The 25,152-nt window shown below is 50.1% G+C and carries 25 protein-coding genes and 1 pseudogene; 18 read left to right on the top strand and 8 right to left on the bottom strand.

Annotated features, from left to right (window positions below):
- The first annotated feature begins 828 nt into the window (after positions 1 to 828).
- From FAZ14_RS12910 to FAZ14_RS20310, 5 genes and pseudogenes are all read left to right on the top strand, one after another.
- Positions 829 to 1,710, top strand: coding sequence for an integrase domain-containing protein (locus FAZ14_RS12910; protein ID WP_153508662.1), 882 nt, complete (start codon positions 829 to 831; stop codon positions 1,708 to 1,710).
- A 2-nt stretch (positions 1,711 to 1,712) separates the two neighbouring features.
- A complete protein-coding gene (locus FAZ14_RS12905) occupies positions 1,713 to 1,913 on the top strand; it encodes a helix-turn-helix transcriptional regulator (protein ID WP_194287077.1) in 201 nt (66 codons plus the stop codon).
- Complete coding sequence (locus FAZ14_RS12900; protein WP_153508660.1) at positions 1,910 to 2,446, top strand: ash family protein; 537 nt, start codon at positions 1,910 to 1,912, stop codon at positions 2,444 to 2,446. Before FAZ14_RS12905 ends, FAZ14_RS12900 begins: the two co-directional genes overlap by 4 nt.
- Positions 2,409 to 3,329, top strand: a pseudogene (locus FAZ14_RS20315) (primase-helicase zinc-binding domain-containing protein); the annotation flags it as partial. The gene FAZ14_RS12900 and the pseudogene FAZ14_RS20315, both read left to right, overlap by 38 nt.
- Before the next feature lie 75 nt (positions 3,330 to 3,404).
- Complete coding sequence (locus FAZ14_RS20310; protein WP_235914538.1) at positions 3,405 to 4,484, top strand: helicase RepA family protein; 1,080 nt, start codon at positions 3,405 to 3,407, stop codon at positions 4,482 to 4,484.
- 213 nt (positions 4,485 to 4,697) lie between these two features.
- On the opposite strand, the gene FAZ14_RS12890 is transcribed toward FAZ14_RS20310, so the two are convergent.
- Positions 4,698 to 4,964 carry a helix-turn-helix domain-containing protein gene (locus tag FAZ14_RS12890; protein ID WP_015848023.1) on the bottom strand — a complete coding sequence of 89 codons (267 nt, stop codon included), beginning with the start codon at positions 4,962 to 4,964 and terminating at the stop codon, positions 4,698 to 4,700.
- Positions 4,965 to 5,059: 95 nt separating this feature from the next.
- Between FAZ14_RS12890 and FAZ14_RS12885 the strand changes: the two genes are divergently transcribed.
- Complete coding sequence (locus FAZ14_RS12885; RefSeq protein WP_153508658.1) at positions 5,060 to 5,275, top strand: helix-turn-helix domain-containing protein; 216 nt, start codon at positions 5,060 to 5,062, stop codon at positions 5,273 to 5,275.
- Between the two features lie 144 nt (positions 5,276 to 5,419).
- On the opposite strand, the gene FAZ14_RS12880 is transcribed toward FAZ14_RS12885, so the two are convergent.
- From FAZ14_RS12880 to FAZ14_RS12870, 3 genes are read right to left on the bottom strand one after another with little or no spacing between them, the layout of a single operon-like run.
- Positions 5,420 to 5,821 (bottom strand): hypothetical protein, encoded by a 402-nt coding sequence (locus FAZ14_RS12880; RefSeq protein ID WP_019843649.1) that lies wholly within the window; start codon positions 5,819 to 5,821, stop codon positions 5,420 to 5,422.
- Positions 5,822 to 5,849: 28 nt separating this feature from the next.
- Positions 5,850 to 6,329: a GNAT family N-acetyltransferase gene (locus FAZ14_RS12875; RefSeq protein ID WP_013316117.1), complete on the bottom strand. Its 480-nt coding sequence runs from the start codon at positions 6,327 to 6,329 to the stop codon at positions 5,850 to 5,852.
- Positions 6,320 to 6,592: a type II toxin-antitoxin system TacA family antitoxin gene (locus tag FAZ14_RS12870; RefSeq protein WP_019843650.1), complete on the bottom strand. Its 273-nt coding sequence runs from the start codon at positions 6,590 to 6,592 to the stop codon at positions 6,320 to 6,322. The genes FAZ14_RS12875 and FAZ14_RS12870 overlap by 10 nt, the downstream gene beginning before the upstream one ends.
- Positions 6,593 to 7,081: 489 nt before the next feature.
- On the opposite strand from FAZ14_RS12870, the gene FAZ14_RS20385 reads away from it, so the two are divergent.
- From FAZ14_RS20385 to FAZ14_RS12845, 6 genes are all read left to right on the top strand, one after another.
- A complete protein-coding gene (locus tag FAZ14_RS20385) occupies positions 7,082 to 7,213 on the top strand; it encodes a hypothetical protein (protein WP_258570053.1) in 132 nt (43 codons plus the stop codon).
- 299 nt (positions 7,214 to 7,512) lie between these two features.
- The gene (locus FAZ14_RS12865) at positions 7,513 to 9,876 is read left to right on the top strand and encodes a type I restriction-modification system subunit M (protein ID WP_153508657.1); all 2,364 of its coding nucleotides are present in this window, start codon (positions 7,513 to 7,515) and stop codon (positions 9,874 to 9,876) included.
- Positions 9,876 to 11,234: a restriction endonuclease subunit S gene (locus FAZ14_RS12860; RefSeq protein ID WP_153508656.1), complete on the top strand. Its 1,359-nt coding sequence runs from the start codon at positions 9,876 to 9,878 to the stop codon at positions 11,232 to 11,234. Before FAZ14_RS12865 ends, FAZ14_RS12860 begins: the two co-directional genes overlap by 1 nt.
- Entirely contained in the window at positions 11,231 to 14,479 is a 3,249-nt protein-coding gene (locus tag FAZ14_RS12855) for a type I restriction endonuclease subunit R (RefSeq protein ID WP_153508655.1), read from the top strand. Before FAZ14_RS12860 ends, FAZ14_RS12855 begins: the two co-directional genes overlap by 4 nt.
- A gap of 56 nt (positions 14,480 to 14,535) precedes the next feature.
- On the top strand, positions 14,536 to 15,576 hold the full coding sequence (locus tag FAZ14_RS12850) for a virulence RhuM family protein (protein WP_153508654.1): 1,041 nt from the start codon (positions 14,536 to 14,538) through the stop codon (positions 15,574 to 15,576).
- 249 nt (positions 15,577 to 15,825) lie between these two features.
- A complete protein-coding gene (locus FAZ14_RS12845; protein ID WP_016943278.1) occupies positions 15,826 to 17,265 on the top strand; it encodes a sensor domain-containing diguanylate cyclase in 1,440 nt (479 codons plus the stop codon).
- Positions 17,266 to 17,281: 16 nt separating this feature from the next.
- On the opposite strand, the gene FAZ14_RS12840 is transcribed toward FAZ14_RS12845, so the two are convergent.
- Positions 17,282 to 17,440 (bottom strand): hypothetical protein, encoded by a 159-nt coding sequence (locus FAZ14_RS12840; RefSeq protein WP_235914531.1) that lies wholly within the window; start codon positions 17,438 to 17,440, stop codon positions 17,282 to 17,284.
- A 284-nt stretch (positions 17,441 to 17,724) separates the two neighbouring features.
- Here FAZ14_RS12840 and FAZ14_RS12835 point away from each other — a divergent pair, with 284 nt between their 5' ends.
- Positions 17,725 to 18,579, top strand: a complete 855-nt coding sequence (locus tag FAZ14_RS12835) for a pirin family protein (protein WP_016943277.1) — start codon at positions 17,725 to 17,727, stop codon at positions 18,577 to 18,579.
- Positions 18,580 to 18,775: 196 nt separating this feature from the next.
- On the opposite strand, the gene FAZ14_RS12830 is transcribed toward FAZ14_RS12835, so the two are convergent.
- Positions 18,776 to 19,114 (bottom strand): hypothetical protein, encoded by a 339-nt coding sequence (locus FAZ14_RS12830; RefSeq protein ID WP_029456566.1) that lies wholly within the window; start codon positions 19,112 to 19,114, stop codon positions 18,776 to 18,778.
- 609 nt (positions 19,115 to 19,723) lie between these two features.
- On the opposite strand from FAZ14_RS12830, the gene FAZ14_RS12825 reads away from it, so the two are divergent.
- Positions 19,724 to 20,350, top strand: a complete 627-nt coding sequence (locus tag FAZ14_RS12825) for a hypothetical protein (protein ID WP_020477070.1) — start codon at positions 19,724 to 19,726, stop codon at positions 20,348 to 20,350.
- Positions 20,351 to 20,606: 256 nt separating this feature from the next.
- Here the strand turns inward: FAZ14_RS12825 and FAZ14_RS12820 are convergent, their stop codons facing one another.
- Complete coding sequence (locus tag FAZ14_RS12820; protein WP_020477069.1) at positions 20,607 to 20,939, bottom strand: hypothetical protein; 333 nt, start codon at positions 20,937 to 20,939, stop codon at positions 20,607 to 20,609.
- Positions 20,894 to 21,211: a hypothetical protein gene (locus FAZ14_RS12815; protein ID WP_016943272.1), complete on the bottom strand. Its 318-nt coding sequence runs from the start codon at positions 21,209 to 21,211 to the stop codon at positions 20,894 to 20,896. The genes FAZ14_RS12820 and FAZ14_RS12815 overlap by 46 nt, the downstream gene beginning before the upstream one ends.
- A gap of 231 nt (positions 21,212 to 21,442) precedes the next feature.
- Between FAZ14_RS12815 and FAZ14_RS12810 the strand changes: the two genes are divergently transcribed.
- The 4 genes from FAZ14_RS12810 (at position 21,443) to FAZ14_RS12795 (ending at position 25,149) form a co-directional block, all read left to right on the top strand.
- Positions 21,443 to 22,246 carry a hypothetical protein gene (locus FAZ14_RS12810; protein ID WP_153508653.1) on the top strand — a complete coding sequence of 268 codons (804 nt, stop codon included), beginning with the start codon at positions 21,443 to 21,445 and terminating at the stop codon, positions 22,244 to 22,246.
- 250 nt (positions 22,247 to 22,496) lie between these two features.
- On the top strand, positions 22,497 to 22,928 hold the full coding sequence (locus FAZ14_RS12805; protein WP_016943270.1) for a hypothetical protein: 432 nt from the start codon (positions 22,497 to 22,499) through the stop codon (positions 22,926 to 22,928).
- 395 nt (positions 22,929 to 23,323) lie between these two features.
- Entirely contained in the window at positions 23,324 to 24,169 is an 846-nt protein-coding gene (locus FAZ14_RS12800; RefSeq protein ID WP_016943269.1) for a DeoR/GlpR family DNA-binding transcription regulator, read from the top strand.
- The gene (locus FAZ14_RS12795) at positions 24,169 to 25,149 is read left to right on the top strand and encodes a substrate-binding domain-containing protein (protein ID WP_153508652.1); all 981 of its coding nucleotides are present in this window, start codon (positions 24,169 to 24,171) and stop codon (positions 25,147 to 25,149) included. Before FAZ14_RS12800 ends, FAZ14_RS12795 begins: the two co-directional genes overlap by 1 nt.
- Positions 25,150 to 25,152: the final 3 nt, after the last annotated feature.

Below are 25,152 nucleotides of genomic sequence, written 5' to 3'. Positions count from 1 at the left end.
GGGAATGGAGCGTGGTCTGAGACTGACGCCTTCGGGCGACCACACCGGTACTGTTACTCTTCCATCGCCTGCAAGGAAGAGAGCGTGATGAAGAAGCGCGGTAAATCTGCCAGCCTTTGGGAGCAGATGTCGTCAGGTAGTTTGAGCGCCGTTATGAGCGTGACGATGAAGGCCAGTTAAACTAAACCATAGCCCATTGGGCCCTAAGTTTTACCCATAACCCGGTTTGCCGGGCGGCGTAAAATGCTTCACTTATACTATACCCAGCCAGAGCGCGGTTTTCCCGTACCGTAGGACACTGGCTTGTAGCTGCAACGTTTATCGTTGTAGTGATTTCACATACTAAGCGACTTAACTGGCGCTTACCCTCGTAAGTTCACGTTAGCGTGCAACTTCGATTTTACTCGTCCCAACGATTGCCGTCTGTACGTGTGAACGTGCGGGCTGTACCGCATGATGCCGTAATGCATCAGGCTGTATCCGCCTGTCACGCTTTCACCCGGCGTCACTTTTACCGCGCAAGCAGGTGAAAGTGACGCCGCGCACTGACGTCTTTCTCGACTTTACTCATGGCCGTTTGCGCTGCGTGTCAACATTCTGACACCACCGTTTTCGCGCCTCATTGTGTTTAAAAGCATTCTGGATCGATACCGAGGCAGGCGATTTGCCTGGGGGTATGACTGTGTGAACAGCGGTTGCACTGTGTGCATCACCGAACCCCCGATACCTCAACAAAACCCAAGCCCTCCGGCGCACAGGTATCGTTCAGGCAGAGCACTGACTCTGCATAGCAGCCATGCGCCGAAGGGCTGAAGTCGAGATAAGAGCATGACAAAACTCAGTCGTGAAATGAAAACATGGGCGAAACAGGCGGGTGGTAGCTATAAAACGGTTCATGATCGCCTCCGTATTGTTGAGCGTTTGTGCCGTCATTTGCTGGCACTCAACATTCAGGTGCGCAGCGTACAGCACGTTAAAGCCCGGCATATCGAAAGCTATGTGTCTGCCCGCCGCTCTCAGGGCATGGCTTTGCGCACGTTGCATAACGAGATGTCCGCCTTGCGCAGCGTGCTGCGTCTGGCAGGCCGGGGCAAACTGGTGGATGATCCCCGCCTGAGCAATCAGGCGCTGGGGCTGGGTGGTGCCAGCCGGGCAGGCACTAAATATGCCATCCCGGATGCGCGCTATCAGTCCGTGCTGGAGTCCGCCCGCCGGGAAGATGCCGGTCTGGCCTGTGCGCTCCAGCTTGCCCGGTTGCTGGGGTTGCGTTCGCAGGAAGCGGTGCAGTGTTGCGCCTCGCTAAAGCGCTGGGAGCAGCAACTGACCCGGCAGGTTGACCGGCTCACTGTCGTGTTTGGCACCAAAGGCGGGCGACCGCGTGAAACCCGCGTGCTGGACAGCGCAGCGGTGCTTGCTGCTGTGCGTGAGGCACTTGTCATCGCCGACAACCGCAACGGTAAACTCATCGATAAACCGGATTTGAAAACCGCCATGAATTTCTGGCGTGCCCGTACTACCCGCCTTGGCCTGACCGGCCATTACTCCCCCCACAGTCTGCGCTATGCATGGGCGCAGGATGCCATGCGTTTCTACCTTGCCGACGGGTTTAGCCGTCAGGAGGCACGGGCGCTGGTGTCGATGGATTTGGGTCATGGCGATGGCCGTGGCCGTTATGTTGAACGTGTCTACACCCGTCAGGAGGAGGCGTAATGATGTCCAATTTCACTCTGTTGCGTTTGCCCGATGTGATGAAAAAAACCAGCCTCAAAAAATCCTGGATCTATTACCTGATCGATCGTGGCGAGTTTCCCCAGCCGGTGAAGCTGGGCGCACGTTCTGTCGCCTGGGTGGAGAGTGAAATCAACGACTGGATTGCCGAGCGTATCCGTCAGCGGGCGGAGGGGCGCAAATGAGTCATTCAGCTTTTCTTCTGGCGGGCAAATTGGGCTATACTGCGCGGGCTACGGCAAAATCCGTAGCCGGAATTGGCGTTCCGAACAATAGTCTGGTGCCTGAATACGCACATTGTGCGTATTTTTTTGCAGGCAAGCGTCGAGCTGTACCTTCAATGGTGGCTCGTGCGGGGCTTCCGCAAGGAAGGCCGGTAGCCAGACTGTCCGGTAACGCCAACCTCGCACGGGCTACCACCCGCGAGATTGGCGTCTCTGGTGGTAGCTATCACAATTGCTACAGTCTGGAGGCTGCCTTATGGCTACGACCCTTAGCTATTCCTGCCTGCAATCTTTCACCTCTCTTGTGGAGGTGCGCTATGTATAACCCCACACCGTTGTTACTGGAAGAGATCGCCGATCACTGCCGGGTGCTGGCCTACGCCATCATTGAGCTGGAAAACCCCGTTGCCAAAGAGCTGCTGATGTTCATCTTATGGGAGCGGCTTAACCTGCTGAATGACGCGCTGGATGCGGAGGGGCCGGACAATGAGTAAGTTTGTCTCGGAAAGAGTTGCACAATCCCGCCACCGCTGGCCGTCGATTCTGGCGGCATTAGATATCTACTTTCCTGCCGGGGGCCAGCATGGCCCTTGCCCTGTCTGCGGTGGAAAAGATCGCTTCCGCTTTGATGATAAGCGTGGGCGTGGCACCTGGTTCTGCAATCATTGCGGCCACGGTGATGGTCTGGATCTGGTCGCCCGCGTCAGGCGGTGTGACATCGCGGAAGCGGCCAGAGTGGTGACGGCACTGGCGTCATCGGCCAGCGAAACACCGCCCGCCAGAGAAAAGGCGGTTGATCCCCGCCCGCTGGCAGAGCGCATCAAGGCGCTGATGGCTGCCACGAGCACCGGGGAAAGCCCGTATCTGAAAGCCCGAGGGCTGATGACACCAGCGATGCTGCTGACTGCCGCACAGGCGATGACCATCGGGCGTGTCCGGTTTGGCGAAGGATCGCTACTGTTGCCGATGTTCCGCACCTCCGGTGAACTGGCAGGGGCGCAACTGATCACGCCCGGCGGTGAAAAACGGTTGTATCCCGGCTCGCAGTTGAAAGGGGCGTTTATTCCGGTTAACCACGGCCCGGAGCCGTCGAAGCTGATTATCACCGAAGGGTATGCCACAGCGCTCACCCTGCAACAGTGCTCGTCATGCCATGTGGTGGCGGCGGTATCGGCTAATAACCTGCTGAACGTGGCGCAGGCATTCAGGGCGCGTTATCCCCAGTGCTGCCTGATTCTGGCCGGGGATAACGATATTCACCCGGATGGCGCGGCCAACACCGGCAAACTGATGGCGGAGAAAGCGGCGCTGGCCGTTGACGGCTGGGTGGCTCTGCCGCCGACCGATACCGCCTGTGACTGGGATGATTTTCGCCAGCGGCACGGCATGGAAGCCACCAAAGCCGCATTCCGGCGTCAGCTTACCCGGCCTGCCGTTATCAGCCCGGGCCCGTTGCCTGACGCCGGGCCGTCTCCTGTCACGGCATTTTCCTCCGCCCTGCCTTTGCGTAAAGGCTCGGAAGGGTTTGATACCCGGCAGGATTACCTGATCAAGGGCTACCTGCCGAGCGGTGCGGTTGCCAGTGCTTACGGTGCCAGCGGGTCGTATAAATCCTTTCTGGCTGTTTCCTGGGCGTGCCATATCGCCACCGGAAAGCCGTGGGCCAACCGACCGGTCACGCAGGGCGCAGTGATTTATGTGGTAGGTGAAGGTGGGATCGGCGTACCGCGCCGGATTCGGGCGTGGGAGGAAACGCTGAACGACCGTAGCCCGATTGATGCACTCTATCGCGTTGACTGCCCGGTATTCCCGGCCAGTCCCGACAGCGTGGAGCAGGTGATCAAGGCCGCCCATGACGTACAGGCCGCCACCGGGATGGCAGTACGGCTGATCATTCTGGATACACTGGCCCGCTGCTTTGGCGGTTCGGATGAAAACGCCGCTAAAGACATGGGGGCGTTTATTCAGGGTTGCGACTACATCAAGGCGGCCACGCAGGCCACGGTACTGATTATTCATCACTCCGGTAAAGATCAGGACAAAGGCGCTCGCGGCTCCAGCGCCTTCCGGGCTGCGCTGGACGTGGAGTTTAATGTGCGCCGCGAGGCCGACGGGCAGGCGCTGATCCTGACCTGCACCAAGATGAAGGACGCCGAAGAGCCGCCACGCCGGGCCTACGACCTGACGGCGGTGAATCTGTACGTGGACGATGACGGCGAGCCGGTTACATCGCTGGTTCTGCGGGATGAAGGCCGGGAAGTCCGCGATGACCCGACCGACGCTGACCCGGCGCTCAGTGGGATCACCCGGCTGACGGATAACCATGTAGCGCTGTGGGAAGCGATCCGCTCGCGTACGGCCAGTGGCGACGGCTGTACCCGCGCACTGGTGCGTGACGATATGCGGGCGATGGGGTTTGATGTCTCCAAAAAGTTTACCCGCTGGCTGGATAAACTCGTCAGGGATGACCTGATCGCGCTGGATGGTGAAAACATCGTGCCATTATCAAAACGCGGTAACGTGGGGGAATAAACGGGGGAAATGTGGGGGGCACCGGGTATCAGGCTATGGTATCCGGCGGCTTCCCCCACTTCCCGGATGCCTATATACCCTAAGTGGGGGAGAATAGTTAACTTACTGTATATCAATGATTTGTTGTTTTCCCCCTGTCATCCGGTGGGGGAAGCGTATTACGCGGGAAAGATGGGGGCATCAGCACAGAAAACCGCTTTATCAGCATGAATACTATTTACCCCTTTCCTGCCTGATACGGCGTTTTCTGTCAATCAATGTACCCGCTTCATCAAAATAGCGGCTGGGCCAGATTTCAGCGGGGTGTTTGTCCAGCGCGGTGGCAACCAGCCATTCCCCCTTCGGCCAGGGACGTACCAGCACATTCGCCAGTGTGGAAGAACTGAGTCCCGCAGAACGGGATAGCGCGGCCAGCGTGGTGCCTTTCTTGCGCAAGCCGGCGATGATATCCGCCTGATGCCAGTCGTTATACGTAGTCATACCTTCTTCCTTATTTATTAAGATGTCAGGTAACTATACGTACTAATTCTTCCGCATTTACTAAGAGTTACTTAGTGGTATGAAAGCCGGTTTTTATCGAGCGCTTAGGCATTTTTGCCGGGATAGACGAAGCGACAGCCAGCGCTCGCATGAATCAATATGAGCGTGGGATTCACACGCCGGATTTTGAGCTGGCGTGCCGACTGGCTGCTGTGCTGCATGTTCCTGCCTGTTATTTTTATACGGTAGAAGATGATTTGGCAGAAATGATCCTGTCGTTTTACGACACGAAGGAAAATCCATCTTCATAGAGCCACGGAGCGCCCGTCCCCTCCCCAAAAAGGGGGCGGGCGCGGTGCCAGAAGCTATCATGATTGGCAGACCATAAGATCTGGTCGCGACTAATAACGTTAATTAATTGGCCTTCGACTAATAGTGATGGGAAATGACGCCATTTATTTTAAATCAGCATGCTTAAATGTTTGCTCGCCAGCCTGGCTATTTGTCATTTTTAGCACGCCATTCTCTTCCGTATAAGTGATTAAGGCATCATTCGGGTTATCTCGCCAACGGCCTATGTAGTTAGGTTCTGAATCACTTCCAGCGCTTCGCCATAGCACTCGTGACCCTTCTATCATCTTGCACTGATATTTCCACAGGCTATTATCACTGGGCCTGTGATATTGCAAATTAACGAGATCCCCATTCACTTTTGTTTTCATTATTTTGGGTTCTTTTGCGAACTCCATTGATATGGCCGCTTTACAGATTTCAACATTCGAGAAAGGAGCTGAAAAAGCGGGAATAGCCATTAATGAGGTACTTAAAATCAGAGAGAACTTAATTAAATGCTTCATAAACCCTCTTTATTTTGATAAAAATTTATTACCATAACGATAATAATAAGGTGTGTTCCTGTATTTCTGACGGGACAAAACCCCAGTATTGGTAGAACGCTTTTGCCTCATCAGATAACGCATGTACCAATAACGCTTTGTTGCCTACCTGCTGCGCTACATTGCGGGAGCGGAGTACCGCATCTTTCAGAAGCCCGGCACCGATCCCCATACGTTGATAACGTTCATCAACGGCTAATCGGCCAAGTACCAGAACAGGAATGGGGTCAGGCATATTGCGCCGGAATGCGCCCGGCGCAACCTGACGCTGGATGCTACCCGACGCGAGGGCATAGAACCCCACCACACGCTGTGTACCGGCTTCACACACCACGAAGGTGCGTGAAGCGCCCAACGTCTGATTTTTTAACGCCTTGCGTTTCAGCCATTCATTTAATGACGGCTCGGAACAATGAAAATCCACAACCGCATGTTGAGGCAGCAATAATTCAGGTGCCGTTATTCCCACGGAGATTTCCTGTTCAGTAATGCATTCACACGCGGATTATCTGTGACAGGTGATTCCAGCACCTGAATGAAAGCATCATATTGTTCATCATTGACCAGAAACAGCCTTTGATCCAACAACACATCCTCAGCCTCACGGCAGGCAGCATCAAGGATAAACTCTGTTCTTGATTTCGACAGCAATTTAGCAGCGACATCAATCAGCTCCCGCTGTGATGCTTTAGCACGAATATTAATCGGCATTTCTTTTGTCTCTGTTCGCATCGTGACCTCTCTGTGTAGCGAATAGCTATACATCCAGTATAGTGAACGGTACAGAAAATAGCCATACGCCATTTATGAACAACATTTTCGTCATCGCGGGGTTGGGTTAGGATCTGTTGCCCGGAATCGAACCGGAACGGATAAGAATTAATCTTATTGAGAAAATGACGTGATATAGCTCATTGAAAACATGGGCTAAAAATGAAGTGGGGGCATAAAAGGGGGCACCTAAATTAGATTGTTGAGTATTAAATTTTATTATTCAATTAATTACATCATTTTGCGTGTCCGGCCTTCGCACCAACAGTATATAAATAGACGTCAACCGACGTCTTTTTTTATGCCTGAAATCCAGTGTTTACCCGTCTTTCCCGCTATATTCATTCTCTCAGGGTCAACCGACATCCATGTACATCTACCAACAGTTGTTGGTACAGATGATGGTATTTTCGGTTCGATAATGCTTGTACCAACGGGGAGGAGATAAGTATGGCGCTCACTGATATCAAAGTCAGAACAGCCAAGCCTTCGGATAAATGGTGGGCTGATTTCCTCGATGTGAACCGGGAGAAGGCGGTGAGTGTGTTTGATTTTGGGACGTTGAGTAATCAACTAAAATAGAAACTTTTCTTTTTCTGCCTCTGTTCTGAAAAATTTCACATAAATGGCATTTTCTACTGATTTTTGAATAGGTGGAAAATGCTGTTTATTTTTTGTCATGGTTGGTTTTCACCTCAGTATGCCGCTCTCGCCGAATACTTAGCGCTGCTAAGCCATGGCCCAATCTCAGTGTTCATTTATTTGCCCGTATCGTTTGCGGTAGCCTTCGTTGCAGGTATTATTTTGTGAATTACATTCTAAAACCGAATTTATACTTGAGCATCTTCGCGCTATGGCAGTGATCTCTTCTAAGGATTTTCATGACTAACACCAACTTTTCTCAAACGGCTGCCTTTATCTGGTCCGTCGCTGACTTGCTTCGCGGTGATTTTAAACAATCCCAGTATGGGCGCGTGATTTTGCCTTTTACGCTGCTGCGTCGCCTTGAGTGTGTGTTAGCCGCGAGTAAAGAAGCGGTGGTAGCGGAAGCCGAAAAACTAAAGGCCAGTCCCTTGCCGGAAGAAGGGAGAGAGAAGTTTTTATTACGCGCCACGAATGGCCTGTCATTCTTCAATACCTCGCCGATGGATCTCGGCAAGATGGGGCAGAACGACATTAAGGCGAATCTGGAGAATTACGTTCAGTGTTTCTCAAAGGACGCGCGTGAAATCTTTGAGCACTTCAAATTTAGTGAGTTTGTTGGCTTGCTGGATGATGCAAACCTGCTATTCAAAATCGTCAAAAAATTCGCGACGACGGACCTGAGCCCGAAGGCCATTTCCAACTATGAAATGGGGCTGGTGTTTGAAGAGCTCATCCGACGTTTTGCGGAAAGTTCGAATGAAACAGCAGGGGAGCACTTTACCCCGCGCGATATCGTACGCTTAACGACCTCGCTGGTGTTTATGGAAGATGATGCTGCGTTGTCTAAAGACGGCATCATTCGCACCATTTACGACCCGACGGCGGGAACGGGCGGCTTCCTTTCTGCTGGCATGGAGTATGTGCACGAGCTTAACCCGAATGCGGTGATGCGGGCTTTTGGTCAGGAATTGAACCCCGAGTCCTATGCCATCTGTAAAGCCGACATGCTGATTAAAGGACAAGATGTTAGCCGTATCAAACTGGGCAACACCCTTTCTAACGATCAGTTACCACAAGACCAGTTCGACTACATGCTGTCGAACCCGCCGTTTGGTGTGGACTGGAAAAAGATTGAAGGTGAAATTAACGATGAGCATCAACTGAAAGGCTTTAACGGCCGTTTTGGTCCGGGCTTGCCGCGCGTCTCTGATGGTTCTCTGTTGTTCCTTCTGCATCTGATCAGCAAAATGCGTGATACCCATAATCCAGATGGTTCAATCAATGGTGGTGGGCGTATCGGCATTATCCTCAACGGTTCTCCGTTGTTTACCGGTGGTGCGGGTAGCGGTGAGAGCGAAATCCGTCGCTATATTCTGGAAGCTGATTTGCTGGAAGGTATTGTCGCGCTGCCGACGGATATGTTCTACAACACCGGGATCGCCACTTACGTCTGGATTTTGTCGAATAAGAAAGCACCAGAGCGTAAAGGTAAGGTCCAACTGATTGATGGCACCAACTTGTGCGGCAAGATGCGTAAGTCTCTCGGTTCCAAGCGCAATTTGATGGGCGAGGATGACATCAAACTGATTACCCGCACGTTTGGTGATTTTGAGGCGGTTGAGGCGATTTCTCTGGAAGCCTTAGGCCTCGAAAAAGCAGCGGAGCAAAAATCCAACCGTGGGCGCCAGTCTGCAACGGCCAAAACGGAAGCCCCGAAAACCTTTGCCAGCAAAATCTTCAACAGTACCGATTTTGGTTACCGCCGTCTGACCATTGAGCGTCCGCTGCGTTTATCCGCACAGATTACTGATGAAGCAATTGCCACGCTGCGCTTTGCGCCGAAGCCGTTTAACGCGCCGATGGAACGTCTGTATGACGAATTCTCTGCGCAGTGGCAGGAATCTCACTACGGTGATTTTGCAGAAATTGAAGCGGAAGCCCGCGCGATTATCAAAGCGGAATTTGCTGAGCTGAAAGAGAAGCAAATTAAAGACTTGCTGGATAGCAAACTGTGGCTGGCGCAGCGCGAATTAATGGAAAAAGCACAGCAGATTCAAGCGGCGTTAGGCACACAAGCCGGTGGGAAAACGCAAGTTAGTGACGATTTTAACCAGTTCCAACTTACCCTGAAAGGGGCGATCAAAACCGCAGGCGTTAAGCTCGATACCAAAGAGAACAAACAGTTTATCGACGCGATTACCACGAAAAACCCGGATGCTGAGCCGGTGGTGAAAAAGGTGCTGAAAGAAGCCGCCCAGCCGCTGTACGGTGCGTTTGAGTACCAGGGGAAAGTGGTGGAGTTCGAGCAGGATGGCGATCTGCGTGATAACGAGAACGTGCCGTTGAACCCAGCGCGTTCTACCAGTGACCTTATCGAAAGCTACTTTAAAGCGGAGGTGCTGCCACATGTGGCCGATGCCTGGATTAATGCCGACAAGCGCGATGCCCAAGATGGTGAAATTGGGATTGTCGGCTATGAAATCCCGTTTAACCGCCATTTCTATGTGTATCAGCCGCCGCGCCCGCTGGAAGAAATTGATGCCGATCTGGATGCGGTAAGCGCCGAGATTATGAAGCTGCTGCAGGAGGTACATTCCTGATGGCTAAGTATAAGGCGTATCCGGAGTATAAGGATTCTGGGGTTCACTGGTTTGATGTGAAGCCGTTGAGTTGGAAAGTAACTCGCTTAAAACTTGAATCGTTCATGAATATGGGCCAATCTCCTAGCTCAGATGATTGTAATATTGAAGGGGATGGTTTGGCTTTCCTTCAAGGCAATGCTGAATTTGGTAAGGTAAATCCAGTAGAAAAACAATATTGTCCGGTGGCCAAAAAAATTGCTAATCCAGGTGATATATTGTTTTCTGTGCGAGCTCCTGTTGGAGCCATGAATTTCGCAGATAAGAAATATGGCATTGGGAGAGGACTATGTAGCATCGCTGCTTCAGCGAAAGTTACATCTCCTTTTTTATGGTGGTTACTTCCAACATATAAATACCAACTTGATGCTATAGCGACAGGTAGTACTTTTGAGGCTGTATCAGCAGAACAATTAGGTAACTTGTGTTTCGCTTTACCTTCTATTTCTGAGCAGCGTCAGATTGCAACTTTTCTCGATCACGAAACCGCAAAAATCGATAACCTTATCGAAAAACAACAACAACTGATTGAACTGCTGAAAGAAAAACGTCAGGCAGTAATAAGCCATGCCGTCACTAAAGGGTTAAACCCTGATGTGCCGATGAAAGATTCTGGTGTTGAGTGGTTGGGAGAAGTGCCTGAGCATTGGGTCTCTGTTCGAGTAAAGCAAATATCCTCATTTATTACTTCTGGCCCGAGAGGTTGGTCTGATTTTATTACTGATGAAGGAAATGAAATATTTCTTCAAAGTGGTGACTTAAATAATGAACTTGGTCTGAAACTCGATAAAGCAAAACGAGTATCACCACCTAAAAATGCTGAGGGAGTGCGCACCAAACTGGTCGCGGGAGATGTCGTCGTATGTATTACTGGTGCAAATACTGGACGGGTCGCTATTGTCCCTGAGCTTTCTCAATCAACCTACATTAATCAACATCTGAGTCTGATTCGTCCCAACACATCTATTATTAACTCTGCATTTCTGGGTTATAGCCTTGCATCATCTGTAGGGCGTTCATTCTTTGATGTTGCACAATATGGGCTAAAGGAAGGGTTGAGCTTGGGTAATGTAAGTGAAGCACCATTAGCGTTACCCCCAAAACATGAACAAGATGTAATCGTAAAATACCTAGAGTCCATCAGAAATAATTATGACAATCTGTCGAGATTATCAACAATCCAGATTGAGTTGCTTAAAGAACGCCGAACCGCCTTAATCTCCGCCGCCGTTACCGGAAAAATTGATGTACGCGACTGGGTCGCGCCAGATAGCAGCGAAATGGCAGACATTGAGGGATCACCGGAGGTGAACGCATGAGCATGGACGCTACCAAAGAAGCGATCTTCCAGAATGAAATGATTGCACAGATGGTTGAACATGGCTGGGTTGTCGGCAAGGGTGATGGCTACGATCGTGAACGTGCGCTGTATTCGCAAGATGTGCTGACTTTTGTTAAAACGACTCAGCCACAAGAATGGGAAAAGCTGGTTAAGGTTTTCCCTACCGACACCGAGCGCCATTTCCTCGATGCGCTGGTGGTACAGCTTAAGAAAGCCGATGTTAACGCCACCGACAAACTCTCACGTACTTACGGTACGTTGGGCGTATTGCGCAATGCGCTGAAGATCCGCAATGCCCGTTTTACGCTATGCCAGTTTAAACCCGAACATAATTTAAACCCGGAAACGCTGGCGCGTTATCAGCAGAATATCTGCCGTATTGTGCCGGAACTGGTTTATAGCCCGTATGCGTCGAACGCTGTGTTTGAAGAAACCGGTTCGAAGGCCAAAAAGTGGCGTATCGATCTGGTGCTGTTTGTTAACGGCCTGCCGGTGGCAACGCTGGAATTGAAATCCGAGTTTAAGCAGGCGGTACAAAACGCGATTAAACAATATAAGAAAACGCGTTTGCCGAAAGACCCGGTAACCAATAAGCCTGAACCGCTGCTGACCTTCAAACGTGGTGCGTTGGTGCACTTTGCCGTCAGCCAATATGACGTGTTTATGGCCACGAAATTGGCTGGTGATGACACCTTCTTCCTGCCTTTTAATAAAGGCACGACAGACGGCGGCGCAGGGAACGATATTCCCGAAGATGCAAACGAGTACGCCACCAGCTACCTGTGGAATGAAGTGCTGCTGCCGGACAATTTGCTGAACATTCTCGCTAGGTTTGTGCATCTGCAAATTGAGGAAAAAGAAGATTGGAATGGGCTGAAGGTTAAAAAAGAGAGTTTAATTTTCCCGCGTTATCACCAGTGGGATGTGGTGAATAAACTGATTCACGCCGCCACGGAAGAAGGCACCGGTAATAAATACCTTATTCAGCACAGCGCGGGTTCCGGTAAGTCCAATTCTATTGCCTGGACGGCTCACCAGCTTTCTACGCTCTATGATGAGAAGGGTGAGAAGCAGTTCCATTCAGTGATTGTTGTCACCGACCGAACGGTATTAGACGATCAGCTTCAGGATACGATTTACCAGTTTGAACATGCAGATGGTGTCGTCGGGCGCATTAATAATAAAGAAGGCGACGGCTCTAAATCAGAGAAACTCGCCAGTGCGCTGGAAAACTCCCAGCCGATTATTATCGTTACCATCCAGACTTTCCCGTTTGTGCTTAAAGCTATCGAAAACAGCGTCAGCCTCAAGCAACGCAAATATGCGGTGATTGCGGATGAAGCGCACTCTTCCCAAAGCGGTTCCACGGCGCGTCAGCTAAAAGAAGTACTGATGACCGAAGAAGCGGATGACGATGTGGTGCTGTCGTCGGAAGATATTTTGGGTGCCACCGTTGCCGCGCGAAAAGGCAGTAATAATCTTAATTTTTATGCGTTTACCGCCACGCCAAAAGCCAAAACGCTGGAGCTGTTTGGTCGCCTCCCTAATCCACTTGAACCTGCATCCAAGACGAATAAGCCGGAAGCATTCCACGTTTATTCAATGCGCCAGGCCATTGAAGAAGGCTTTATTCTTGATGTTCTGAAGAACTACACCAACTACAAAGTGGCGTATAAGTTGCTGCAAAAGCTGGATGACCCTGACAGGGAAGTGGACAGTAAAAAGGCCAAAATTAAGCTGAACCAGTGGGTGACGTTGCACGAACATAACGTTTCGCAAAAAGTAAAAGTGATTGTCGAGCACTACCGAAAAAACGTCATGCATTTACTCGGCGGACAGGCGAAGGCCATGGTGGTGACCAGCTCGCGTAAAGCGGCAGTGCGCTACAAGCTGGCGTTTGATCAATATATTGCTGAGAACCACTACCAGAAAATTAACGCGATGGTGGCGTTTTCAGGCGAAGTGGAATTTGCTGAAGGCGATCAAAATAGCCTTGCATTGTTGAACAAGAAATTCACTGAAATCAATATGAATCCAGGGCTGAAGGGCCGGGATATGCGCGAAGCCTTTGATAGTGATGATTATCAGGTGATGCTGGTCGCCAATAAATTTCAGACGGGTTTTGACCAGCCCAAGCTGTGTGCCATGTATGTGGATAAACCTCTTGGCGGGGTGGAGTGCGTACAAACACTCTCACGCCTGAACCGTATTTATCCGGGAAAAGCGCAGTCTGGCACCTTTGTTCTCGATTTTTACAACGAACCGGATGATATTCTGGGGGCCTTCCAGCCTTATTATCAGACCGCTGAGCTGACAGATGTCAGCGACCCGCAATTAGTCTTCGAACTATTCGAGAAGCTCCGCGCCAGCGGTATTTTTTTGTGGAAGGAAGTTGAGCAATTCTGCGACGCATTCTTTACCAAAAATAAATCCAACGCGGCAATTAGCAATATTTGCAAACCTGCTGTTGAGCGCTGGAAAAAACGATATAGCTCGGCCATTGATGCTTATGTGTTGGCAAAAGAAATTTTTGAGCGTACGAAAAAAACCAACGATGTGGTGCTGATTACCAATGCCAAAAACAGTTTTAAAGACTGTAAGTTGGAAAAAGACAAGTTGGACATCTTCAAGAAAGATCTCGGTAGTTTTGTCCGTTTCTACGAGTTTATGTCACAAATCGTGGAGTACGATGATAAGGAACTGGAGAAACTCAGTCTGTTTGCCCGTCATCTACGCCCCTTGTTGCATGAACAGAATGTTGAAGAAGATGAGATTGATTTAAGCAATGTGGAGATGAGCCATTACCGTTTGTCGAAAATTCACGAGCAACATCTGAAACTTCAGGAAGATGCCGAAGGATACAAAATAAAGCCGGGTAATGACATTGGCACCGCCAAGCCGAAGGATAAGAAAGAAGAATTTCTGTCGCATATTCTGGCGCGTCTTAACGAGCTATTTATTACTGATAATCTGACCGACAAAGATATGATTAATTATGCTTTTAGCGTGCGAGACAAGTTGTCAGAAAATCAGGCGGTGATGACACAGATTGCGAATAACACGCGTGAACAGGCCATGCTCGGTGATTTCCCTAAAGCCATTGATGATGCGGTATTGGACAGCAATGACGCGCAGCAGGACATGATGATGCAATATCTGTCTAACCCTGAACTGGCGAAAGGGTTTGCCCGAGTGGTGTTTGATATGTTGAAAGGGGCTTGAGTTTTTCACTGACCGAGTATCACCATTCGGCTTATGGACCATAAAACGGAGGCACCATGACAGATAAACACTTACCTCAGGCCCCAGTCGGTGAATTCATCATGTTTACCAGTCAGGATGGCAAAATACGTATTGAGTGCCGTTTCGAAAGCGATACGTTATGGCTATCGCAAGCGATGATTGGTGAGCTATATGGTAAAGCCAAAGCGACCATCAGCGAGCATATCAAAAACATCTTTGAAGACGGTGAATTGGATGCAAATTCAGTTGTTCGGTTTTACCGAACAACTGCCAGCGATGGAAAAAATTATCAGGTTCAATACTTTAATCTGTCATTGGTACTGGCCGTCGGTTACCGCGTCCGTTCACCCCGAGGCATCCAGTTCCGTCAATGGGCCACGCAAACCTTGCAGGAATACCTGATTAAAGGCTTTGTGATGGATGATGAGCGGCTGAAAAATCCACCGGTCGGCCCCTCAGTGGTGCCCGATTACTTTGGTGAGATGCTGGAGCGCATCCGTGATATTCGTGCCAGCGAACGGCGCGTCTATTTACGGGTACGGGAAATCTTTGCTCTTGCAGCGGATTATCAGCCCTCACTGAAAGAGACCACGCTCTTTTTCCAGACTATCCAGAATAAACTGCATTTTGCTTGCACCGGGAAAACGGCGGCTGAACTTATTCACCAACGCGCCGATGCCAGTCTTCCGCATATGGGGTTGACCAGCTTCAAGGGTGACGAAGTGCGTAAAGGGGATGTCACCGTCGCCAAAAATTATCTCAGTCAAAGCGAAGTTGATGAACTGAACCGCGTGGTCAATATGTGGTTGGATTTTGCTGAGGATCAGGCCAGACGTCGTCAGCAGATATTTTTACGCGACTGGCAGGAAAAATTAGATCAATTCCTGCAATTCAACGATCGTGATGTATTAAAAGGTGCTGGTACGATCAGCAAGAAAATGGCGGATGATAAGGCTCAGGCTGAATATGAACAGTTCGCCGAGCAACAGCGTCGTTTAAAAGAAGCTGAGGGTGAGCGAGATATCACTGAGCTATTACAGTGGCAAGCCAATCCAAAAACTAAGGATGCACCATGAGTATGCAACATGTGCCAAAATTCTAGGAAGAATACAGCGCTAAAATACCGGTACCGTCAAGAATGTCTGCCGCGAAGCAATCTGGCCAACCCCACCAAAAATCCCCGCAGAGAGCATGCAGTGGTTTGTGTTATGGACTAACTTCATTACCATGTCGGCATTTTGTATTCGTAGCTTCCGGCGATGGGCCGGCGGGCGTTAGCCAGAGGAACCGTGTTGTCTCCTTCTCACACTTCCCAGACCTATTGGATGAACAAAAAACGGGCGGCGATCCTGTTTTCCTGCATGTTGCTGAGTGCATTTTTGGTGATCAGCTGGAGCAGTTATCAGGTGGCGCGCCATTCGCTGTTCGATGAAATTTCAGAAAGCTCGCTGCCGCTGACCAGCGACAATGTCTATTCCGAAATTCAGCGCGACCTGCTTAATCCCATTTTTATTTCATCGCTGATGGCGCACGACACCTTCGTGAAAGACTGGGTGCTGTCCAATGAAACGGATCCGCAGGCGATGACTCGCTATCTTCGGGAGATCGATCGGCGTTTTAATACGGTGGTGTCCTTTTTCGTTTCCAATAATACCCACCGCTATTACGACCCGGAGAAGATAAGTCATACGCTTTTAGAAACCTCTCCTGAAGATAAGTGGTTTTTTGATATCAGGGATGAAAAGGATGGCGACCCTTACGATATTGAGATCGGTGTCGATCCGGAAAATCGCACCCGGATGGATATTTTTATCAATTATAAGGTATTCGATTATAGCGGTAACTTTATTGGGGTGACTGGCGTGGGTTTGCCGGTGCAGCGGGTTACCCAACTGATTGAAACCTACGAACAGCGCTATAACCGCACCATCTACCTTATTGATGAAAACGGCGATGTGATGTTGCACGGTCAGGCGTTTCATCGTGCATCGAATATTCACCAACAGCTAGGGTTGCAGTCGCTGGCAACTCAGGTGCTGACCTCGCCCGGCGGCAGCTATCGCTACTCGTTGAATGGCGAAAATATCTTTTTGAATACCCGCGTGATTCCGGAGTTCGGCTGGAAGTTGATGGTGGAGCAGAACAGCGGGCCGCACGACAGGCAGTTGTGGCTCATGTTGCTGAAAAATACCGGCATCAGTATTACGGCCAGCATCGCCATGTTGTTGCTGATCTGGCTGACTATTGGGACATACCAGCGGCGGCTTGAGCTGATGGCCACCACCGATAAACTGACCGGCCTGATGAACCGACAAGCGTTCGAATACATTTTTCGGACCCTGCGGATGAAACAATCGGCGCAGCAACGTACGTTCTCGATCATTCTGATCGACCTAGATTTTTTTAAGAAAATCAACGATCAGTACGGGCATCACATCGGTGATCGGGTGTTGGTGAGAACTGCACGATTGATCCAGCGGGCGATTCGTAAAACAGATTCCGCCTGCCGCTGGGGGGGCGAAGAGTTCGTGCTGCTGCTGGGCGATTGTTCGCTGCATCAGGCTCATCGCGTCGCCGAGAAGATTCGTCAGGCCGTTCACTTTGCGCTGGTGTCGCATCGCCATCAGGTGATTAACCTGACCATCAGTTGCGGTGTTGCGGAATCTAATCCCGGTGAAAGCATCGACCATCTGGTACAACGCGCCGACAAGGCGCTGTATCAGGCAAAGCGTCAGGGGCGTGATCAGGCGGTGATGGCCGAGTGAATAACCGGCTGAAAAATCAGGGGCTGTAATGGCAAACAGAGCCAGGCGTGATGGGGAGCTGTGCGGCCATTTCTTCCGTAATGCGCATGGCATTTGGCCCCATCATGGTGTCCAGAAGAAAAGCGCTGTCATAGCTATCAGTAAACGGAGTAGTTAATGGCGTCGTTATAGACATAATATTACCTATTAGCACTGCGATAATCAGCCGAGCCTGCAATGGCCGGTAGGCTGATTATCGGATGATGACATTCTCCAGCATCAACGCCTCGGTCTGACTCGGTAGAGTGGGAAGGGGGTTACGCCCTAAACGCTAACCTCTGCGGATGGTTAAAAAAGGCGTCCACAGCACAAAAATGTGATTTCAGGTAAGGTTACCCGGTGCGGTGTTGTCGCTCACCCTGCCATGTTGCGGCCCACTGGGGAGCGTTGCCATTATCGAATCAATGTAGAGAGGAAATTATGCGTACTGTCTCAGCCTGTCATGCGGCCTATCGGGATGACATCGCCGACCTGATAACCCGCCGTCCGGTGCCCGGCCCGGGCGTACCGCAGGTGGATCCTTTTTTGTTTTTGAATCACCACGGCCCACAAGTGTATTCCCCCAATAACCAGGGGTTACCGTTCGGGCCACATCCTCACCGTGGGTTTGAAACCGTCACCTTTATTCTGGAAGGGTGCCTGGCGCACCGTGACAGCGGTGGGCATGAAAGCATTATCAACGCGGGTGGCGTGCAGTGGATGACGGCAGGTTCCGGGCTGGTTCACTCTGAACTGTCGCCGGATGACTTCAAACGTCAGGGCGGAGCGATGGAGATCCTGCAACTGTGGGTGAATTTGCCCGCTCGCCTGAAAATGACCTCACCCCGTTATATCGGGCTGCAACGGGATGATATTCCCCGTGTGCCGCTGGCATCAGGGCAGGGGGATATGCAGTTGATTTCCGGGGTGTATGCCGGGGTGACCGGCCCTATCCCCTCGCTGACGGGGGTGTTTATGTCGGTGGTGCACTTGAATGCGGGGGCGGAGGTCGTGTTACCTGCACCACAGGGAAACAACGTGTTCTTATACGTGGTGCGCGGTGCGGTGAACATCGCCGGAACCCCGGTTTCACCGTGGAATTTGGTGGAAATGCATGATGATGGTGACGCCGTTGCCATCAACGCGACAGAAGAGGCGGTGCTGCTGTTTGGGTATGCGGAGCCGATAGAGGAACCTGTCGTCTCTTACGGGCCGTTCGTGATGAACACGCGTGAAGAGATCCAGCAAGCGATAGCGGATTACCACGCCGGTAAGTTTGATGGGGATATGGCTTGAATGGCCGCCTGATAACCCCAAACAACAGCTCGCAACCCGTTATGTGCCCTGCCAATAACAGCGGTGATGTTCCGATGCACCGCTGTATCAGAGTAAGCGATTAAGGTAAACGGCCCGGCATGGCGCTTGTTGGATGCCAGAGCCGTTACATCACGCAGGGCAGCAGACGCGCTGCAACGTTACGCGTGACATGCCGTTACACCGCGTAGAGCGGGACCGGTTCTTTTGCCAGCGGCACCGCGTGGGCGTGGCGTTCCGCCTGTTCACAGATTTCCAGCAGTGCCGGGATCAGGTGCGCGGCGGCATTCAGGCTGGCACCCAACTGGTAACGCTGTTCGGGGCTGATGTCAGCCCCGTCTTGCAGCCGGTCGCCAAGTTCACTCAGCCCGTGGCACAACCCGGAAACGGATTCCGCAGCGATAGCGCCAAGGTCACAAAGCTGGGCCTCATCAAGCTGATGGAGCGGCAGGCTGGCGATCAGCTCGCGGAAAAGGGTGATACTACTGTCAGTGGGAGTGATGTGGTTGTCCGTCATGATTAAGTCTTCCATTGCTAGATGTTTATGTCGCCACACCTTCAGGTTCCAAGCTAAAGTTGTGGCCCAGACAGGGTTGGAACACCGGATCTAGCGACCGGCCAACCTTGCGGTTGCCCTGCCTGAGCCACGGATAAAGAGTGTGCACGCAGCCCCTGAAAAAACAAAGTGTTTTCCAGTTCCAGATATTCGGGGTTCCACGCCCGGCTGCGGATGTTGCCGCAGCACAGACACTCTATGCCAGCCGCTAATCGGGTAAAAGAGGCTGGATGGATTTACAGTGGAGTTGCGGCACGTTTTGGAATCGCGCTCGCAAAACCTGCGGGTCATGCGACCGAAAGCGGTTGCTGGCCTTATGACAGAAGATGAAACGCAAAGTGAAGGTTCACGTAAAAACATATTATTCATTTTATTTCACAAGGATTAATTTATGATGAATTTTTAATTAATTTTATTTTTATCCGCAATTTATGTCGTGATTTTATCTTCCACTTCTGTTGCTTTTTTGTTATTAGAGAGAGGTGGATTTAAATGGTTATTAATTTCCATCATTTTTAATGATGGTGTGTCCTTATTTATGTTCTTCTTTGAATGCGAAAAGGGAATGGTATGAGTCATCTTGATATGTTCGACAGAATCCGCTTGCAGAATGGCTTTTTAACCATAGACCAGCTTGTGGAATTGTGTGAGAAAGGTAATGTAATTTATGATCCCTTCTCTGTTCTGATATCAAAGCATGCAGAGATTGGCACGGGTAATATCTTTTATTCGAATATCATTCTTTCTGCACCGAGTGGGCATATTCTGAAGGTCAGCAACAATAATATTTTTTACAGTAATACCGTTATTGAGGCATCTGCGGGTTCAGTCTGCGTTGGTTCTGAAAATCAGTTTGGTGAAGGTGGGGTAACGATTAAGGCGAACCGAGCGGGGGCGATGATAGAAATTGGTAACGATGGCCGTTATTTGGGCGGTGCATCAATATTCGGTGCTTGTCGGCTTGAATCCGGGAGCCAAATTCTTGGACAGATCACCGTTGATAGTTGCCATCTCTTAGCCGGGGGAAGTTGGCGTGAACCCAATCCAGATAACCGAGGCGGACTCCTCAAAGGATACGGAACGGCCAGAAATTTAACGGTAGGGAAGGGCCGAGTGGTTAATGGCGCAGGCGCTTTTGATGAATCGATGTTGGAATTACAGTCAACGTATCATCCCACTCAGAGTAAAGAAAAATAGAGTATATACCCTAAATAATTCAAGTTGCAGGAAGGCGGTAAGCGAGTGAATCCCGATGAGCTTACTCAGGTGAGTGATCCGGGTGAGCGAGCGTAGCCAACACACCTGCGACTTGAAGTATGACGGATATACATACCGGATAGCATGGTGCCATGTTATCCGCAATCCTATTATCTGAGAAATGGTTATACTAAAAATAGCGAAAAAATAAGCATGCCGTAATAATTTTGAAGCAACAACGGATAGTCAACATCGGTTACTTAAATGCGAATTCATAATGTTGAATATGGCTGCCGTAGCGATTAACTTGCGCGACAACATACATGCCATCCATTCCCTGCCTGCGGTTTTCACCGAGTTTGAGTTGTTCTTTTGATGAGCACAATTCCAGCCAGCGCCCGGTATATTGCTCTTTTATCCAAAGGCCAGCTTCACAGCGGTGTTTACCATTAGATGGACCGGGGAAAGTAACCTTATAGTCGGTGACGTAATCAATGACTTTTTCCGGGTAGAGATAGATATACACTTCAAACATATTAATCGCTAATGCGAATCCGAAAGCGGCGCTGAACGTAAAAAAAGACTCCATTGTTTGAGTTTCTCGATAATCCCTTTAGCTGGGCGAAAAAAATTGACTATAAAGGTAATGCTGATACCCGCGACCAGAGCAACCTTTAATGCGATGCTTTCTTTCGGTAAATCTGTGACCAGAATGGTATTCTGGCTGATGGCGGCAGACCAGAGTAAATAATATCCGATGGCGAGTATGACAGCATTAACAGCTATTATGAACAACATGCGCATGGAAAAAATGAGATGAGTAATATCTTTTATCGTCAATTCACGTATGGATTTCATCATCAGGAATACTGGCTATGCCGTTATGGTAACTATTGTGTGTACGGTGCACCGACAGAGAAGTTGAAGCGTACTGGAATTCTGTTATGTGCGCAATATTTATGTCTTTTTTGCTGTGTAGTGGCGCTCACCTAACTCCCCATTTTCCACCCGTTTTTCCCTATTTGCGACCGAGGGTATTTGACTGTATCGGATTATGGTCTGTATCTCTACACCACATACGGGAGAATGAACATGCACATTAAAGGGGTTTATTTTGATGGTAAGATTTGGGTAAGGGATGAACATTCCGATGCCGAAGCGGTATCAATGAAATATTTGCCGAAGTTGCTGGAGGTATTGGGTTTTTGCCCGGATATTTCATTGCCAGAGATAACTAGGGAAATTAATAAAGAGCTATACTTTGATATTCATTATCGGTGTGATTTCAACGCTCCAGAGAAACCTTCGGACTTAAACGATTCTCAGCCCTGTGCGTTTGAACCAAAGCAGGAAACAGGCTGTGACCTGGCATTTCCTGTCAAGTTTGAAAAGAGTGATAATAAAGTCTTTAAGGTAGAAAACTACTTTCTGCTGGGGTTAGATCCGTTTGCTGTAGTCGATGAGAAAAATAATATCCGTGTCGATAACGACTGGAGTAATAACCACCTCACTGGCAAAAATATGACTTCAAACTATTTCTTGAAGTGTAAGCCAAAACCTACTTTTTTATATGCAGGAGTGTTACACGGTAAAGATGGCGGATTGTTACCAATGGAAAAACTTAAGGAGTGGTGTGCAAAAATGGGGGCGCCAGATGAAAAGTCTGAGAATACATTTGTTGTATTGGCACCGGTTGCAGAGGGAGAGTCTATTAACTGGTTTGGCTTGTTTCAGCGTGGGAAAGGGACTGGTATCGGATTGCAATGGGAGCCTCTCACTAGATTAGTAAATGACGATAAATTCTGGGAGGCATTGAAAGAAACCGGCGCTGCCCGTAATACAGATATTGGTGGGGCTGGCGATGTGTTTGATGGGGGTAGCGGTATTTTTGATTAATCAAATTGTTGATTTTTATCAATATATTGCTGCTATCAGGTGAGTGCGCTTTGTGCCTGATGGGTTGCCATTTTTAGACAGCGCTTGAGGTTAGGCGCTGTCGACCCGATTTTTATTTCGCTTCACATGGTTAATTCATGTGTGAATCTCTGCAACTCCCCATTCCCCACCCGTTTTTCCCTATTTGCCGCCGGGGGGATTTTCCCGTGCCGAATTATGGTGTGAAGACATCTACTGTCGGGAGAACACCATGAAAGGATACCATGTAAAAGAACAGCATCGCCGTAAATCCTGGGTGCGTGACACCAACACCGATGCGGAAGTGGCATCACTGACTTATCTGCCTGAATTGCTGAGCGCATTGGGGTTGTCGATGCCGGTACCGCCGTCGGTGATTACCCGAGATATTGAGGGGGAAACCTTTTTCGATATTCTCTACCGGTGTGATTTCAATGCCCGGCAAAACATCCATCAAATTGAGAAGATCTTTTCGCTTAAAGAGGCGTTTACGCCGGAGTGGGTGCCGGGTGCTGACCTGGCGTTGCCGGTGCTGGCGCAGGAAAACCACCTGGTGTCTGACAACCATTATCTGTTGCTGGGGTTGGATTTATTTGCCGCCGTCGAGCAGGGCGAGCTTCGCCTTCCGCCGCAAGGCTGGGCTAAGACGGCCTATCGTGGGTAAGCCTATCGGGGGGAAATCGCCCCGACACTTTTCAGCGGTTTTTCTCAGCGGTTTTTCTTCCAGCAGGGGCATGCTGATCGCCCCGTCTTCAACGTTTGCGGTAGCGCTCCCCCTTCATCTAAACCGGTCAAATCCACAGAAACGGTCACATTCGGGCATGTTAATTTATTGATACATTTATTAGCGTGCTTATGTTAAGGCATGCAGGTGACCGGTAAACCGGCGCTTTTTTGTGACATTCATCACCGTTAATTTTATGGGTGATGCAAGTTTCATTTTTATTTTCCACCAGGATCACTGAATGCAGCCCCGTCATTTTCCTGCCCCCGGTCTTTTGCCCAGGGCACATTTTGTGTTCCCGCTATCCATTACCTTTATACCCACAGGAGGTCGCCATGTTGCCGATTGAGCGTCAACAGCGCATTGTCGAGCAATTAACCGTGCATGGTCGTGTCGTCGTTTCCGAGCTGGTGGTGTTATGCCAGGTGTCACAGGAAACTATCCGGCGAGATTTATCGCTGCTGGAAAAGAAAGGGGTGTTATTACGCAGTCACGGTGGTGCTGTTATTGTCCCGCGCAGTCAGGGAAATACGCCCACAATAAGTGCTGGACGCAGCGAGCAGGAAGCTACATTTCGTCAGCGCATGAATGAAAATGTGACGCCGAAAATGCAAATAGCAAAACGTGTGCTGGATTTTATTAGCCCCGGCGATTGTATTTTGCTCGACAGTAGCACCACCTGTTGGTTTTTAGCACGGCAATTGCCGGATATTGAATTAACCGTATTAACCAATTCGCTGCGCACCGTACAAACGCTGGCACCGAAAGGCAATATTCGCACTATTTGTCTGGGCGGAGAATATTCTGATCGCTATGAAGATTTTAGCGGTGTAGTGACGGAGCAACCCTTAAAAGAGTTTCTCATTAATAAGATTTTCTTTTCCTGTAGCAGTCTGGGAAATGACGGTTATTTACGTGAGGGTAATGAAAATAGTGCGCATTTAAAACAACAGATGCTGCTGGCGTCGGAAAGAAAATATTTATTAATGGACTCCAGTAAATTTTCTCACCCGTCGTTTGCGCGTATTTGTCATTACCGCGATGTGGATTTTCTGATTACCGATAGTTTGAAAGATAAAGCGCTTCAACAGGAACTGGCATGGAATGGCGTCAATATTATCGACTGTTCACAACGGCCGTCCGCCATGCAGTTAATTAATAACTCGATCGGAGAAGCATAATGAAAAGAACGTTACTCGCCTGTACCCTGCTGGCGCTGTTTGCGACTTCCACCCACGCCGCTGACAAGCTGCGCATGGGGGTGGTGGTAAAAATCGGCGGCATTCCGTGGTTTAACGCGATGGAAGCTGGCATCAAGAGTGAAGCGGCCAAACGCGGTATTGACGCCTGGCAGGTCGGCCCGACCTCGGCAGACCCGGCGTTGCAGGTGCGCGCCATCGAAGACCTGATCGCCCAGAAGGTGGACGTCATCGGCGTGGTGCCGAATGACCCGAAAGTACTGGAGCCGGTACTAAAACGTGCACAGGAAGCGGGCATCAAGGTGCTGGTGCATGAGTCGCCGGGGCAGAATTACGCTGATTGGGATTTTGAGCTGGTGGATGCCAAAACCCACGGTGAGAACCACATGAAAGCGCTGGCGGACTGCATGAAAGGCGAGGGTAAATACGCCGCCTATGTCGGCAGCCTGACGGTGCCGTTGCACAACGCCTGGGTCGATTCCGCTGTGGCGTGGCAAAAAGCCCACTATCCGAAGATGCAACTGGTGGCGGATAAGTTCGGCGTCGGTGAATCGCTGGATGATTCCATCCGTACCACTAACGAGCTGATGTCTAAATACCCTGATCTGAAAGGCATTCTCGCGTTTGGTTCGCAGGGGCCGATCGGAGCCGGACGTGCGGTTATGGCGCGTAACAAGATTGACCAGATCTGCGTTCTCGGTTCATTTAGCCCCGGTCAGGGCCAGTCGCTGGTGAACCGTGGTGCTATCAAGGGCGGCTATATCTGGAACCCGATGACGGCGGGCGAGGTGTTTGTGCGCCTGGCGGATATGCTCCAGAAGAAAGAAGCCATTACCGACGGTATGACTATCGAAGGGCTGGGCAAGGTGAAGGTGGATAGCCAGACCCACACCATCCTCGGTAACACCACCGAGAGCCTGGATAAAGCCAACCTGCCAAAACTGGTCAAGATGGGGCTGTAAGCG

It is taken from the genome of Dickeya oryzae, assembly GCF_009372235.1.
GTDB classification, from domain to species: domain Bacteria; phylum Pseudomonadota; class Gammaproteobacteria; order Enterobacterales; family Enterobacteriaceae; genus Dickeya; species Dickeya oryzae.
Note: the sequence above shows the minus strand (reverse complement) of the source record. Positions and strands in the feature narration are given on the sequence as shown.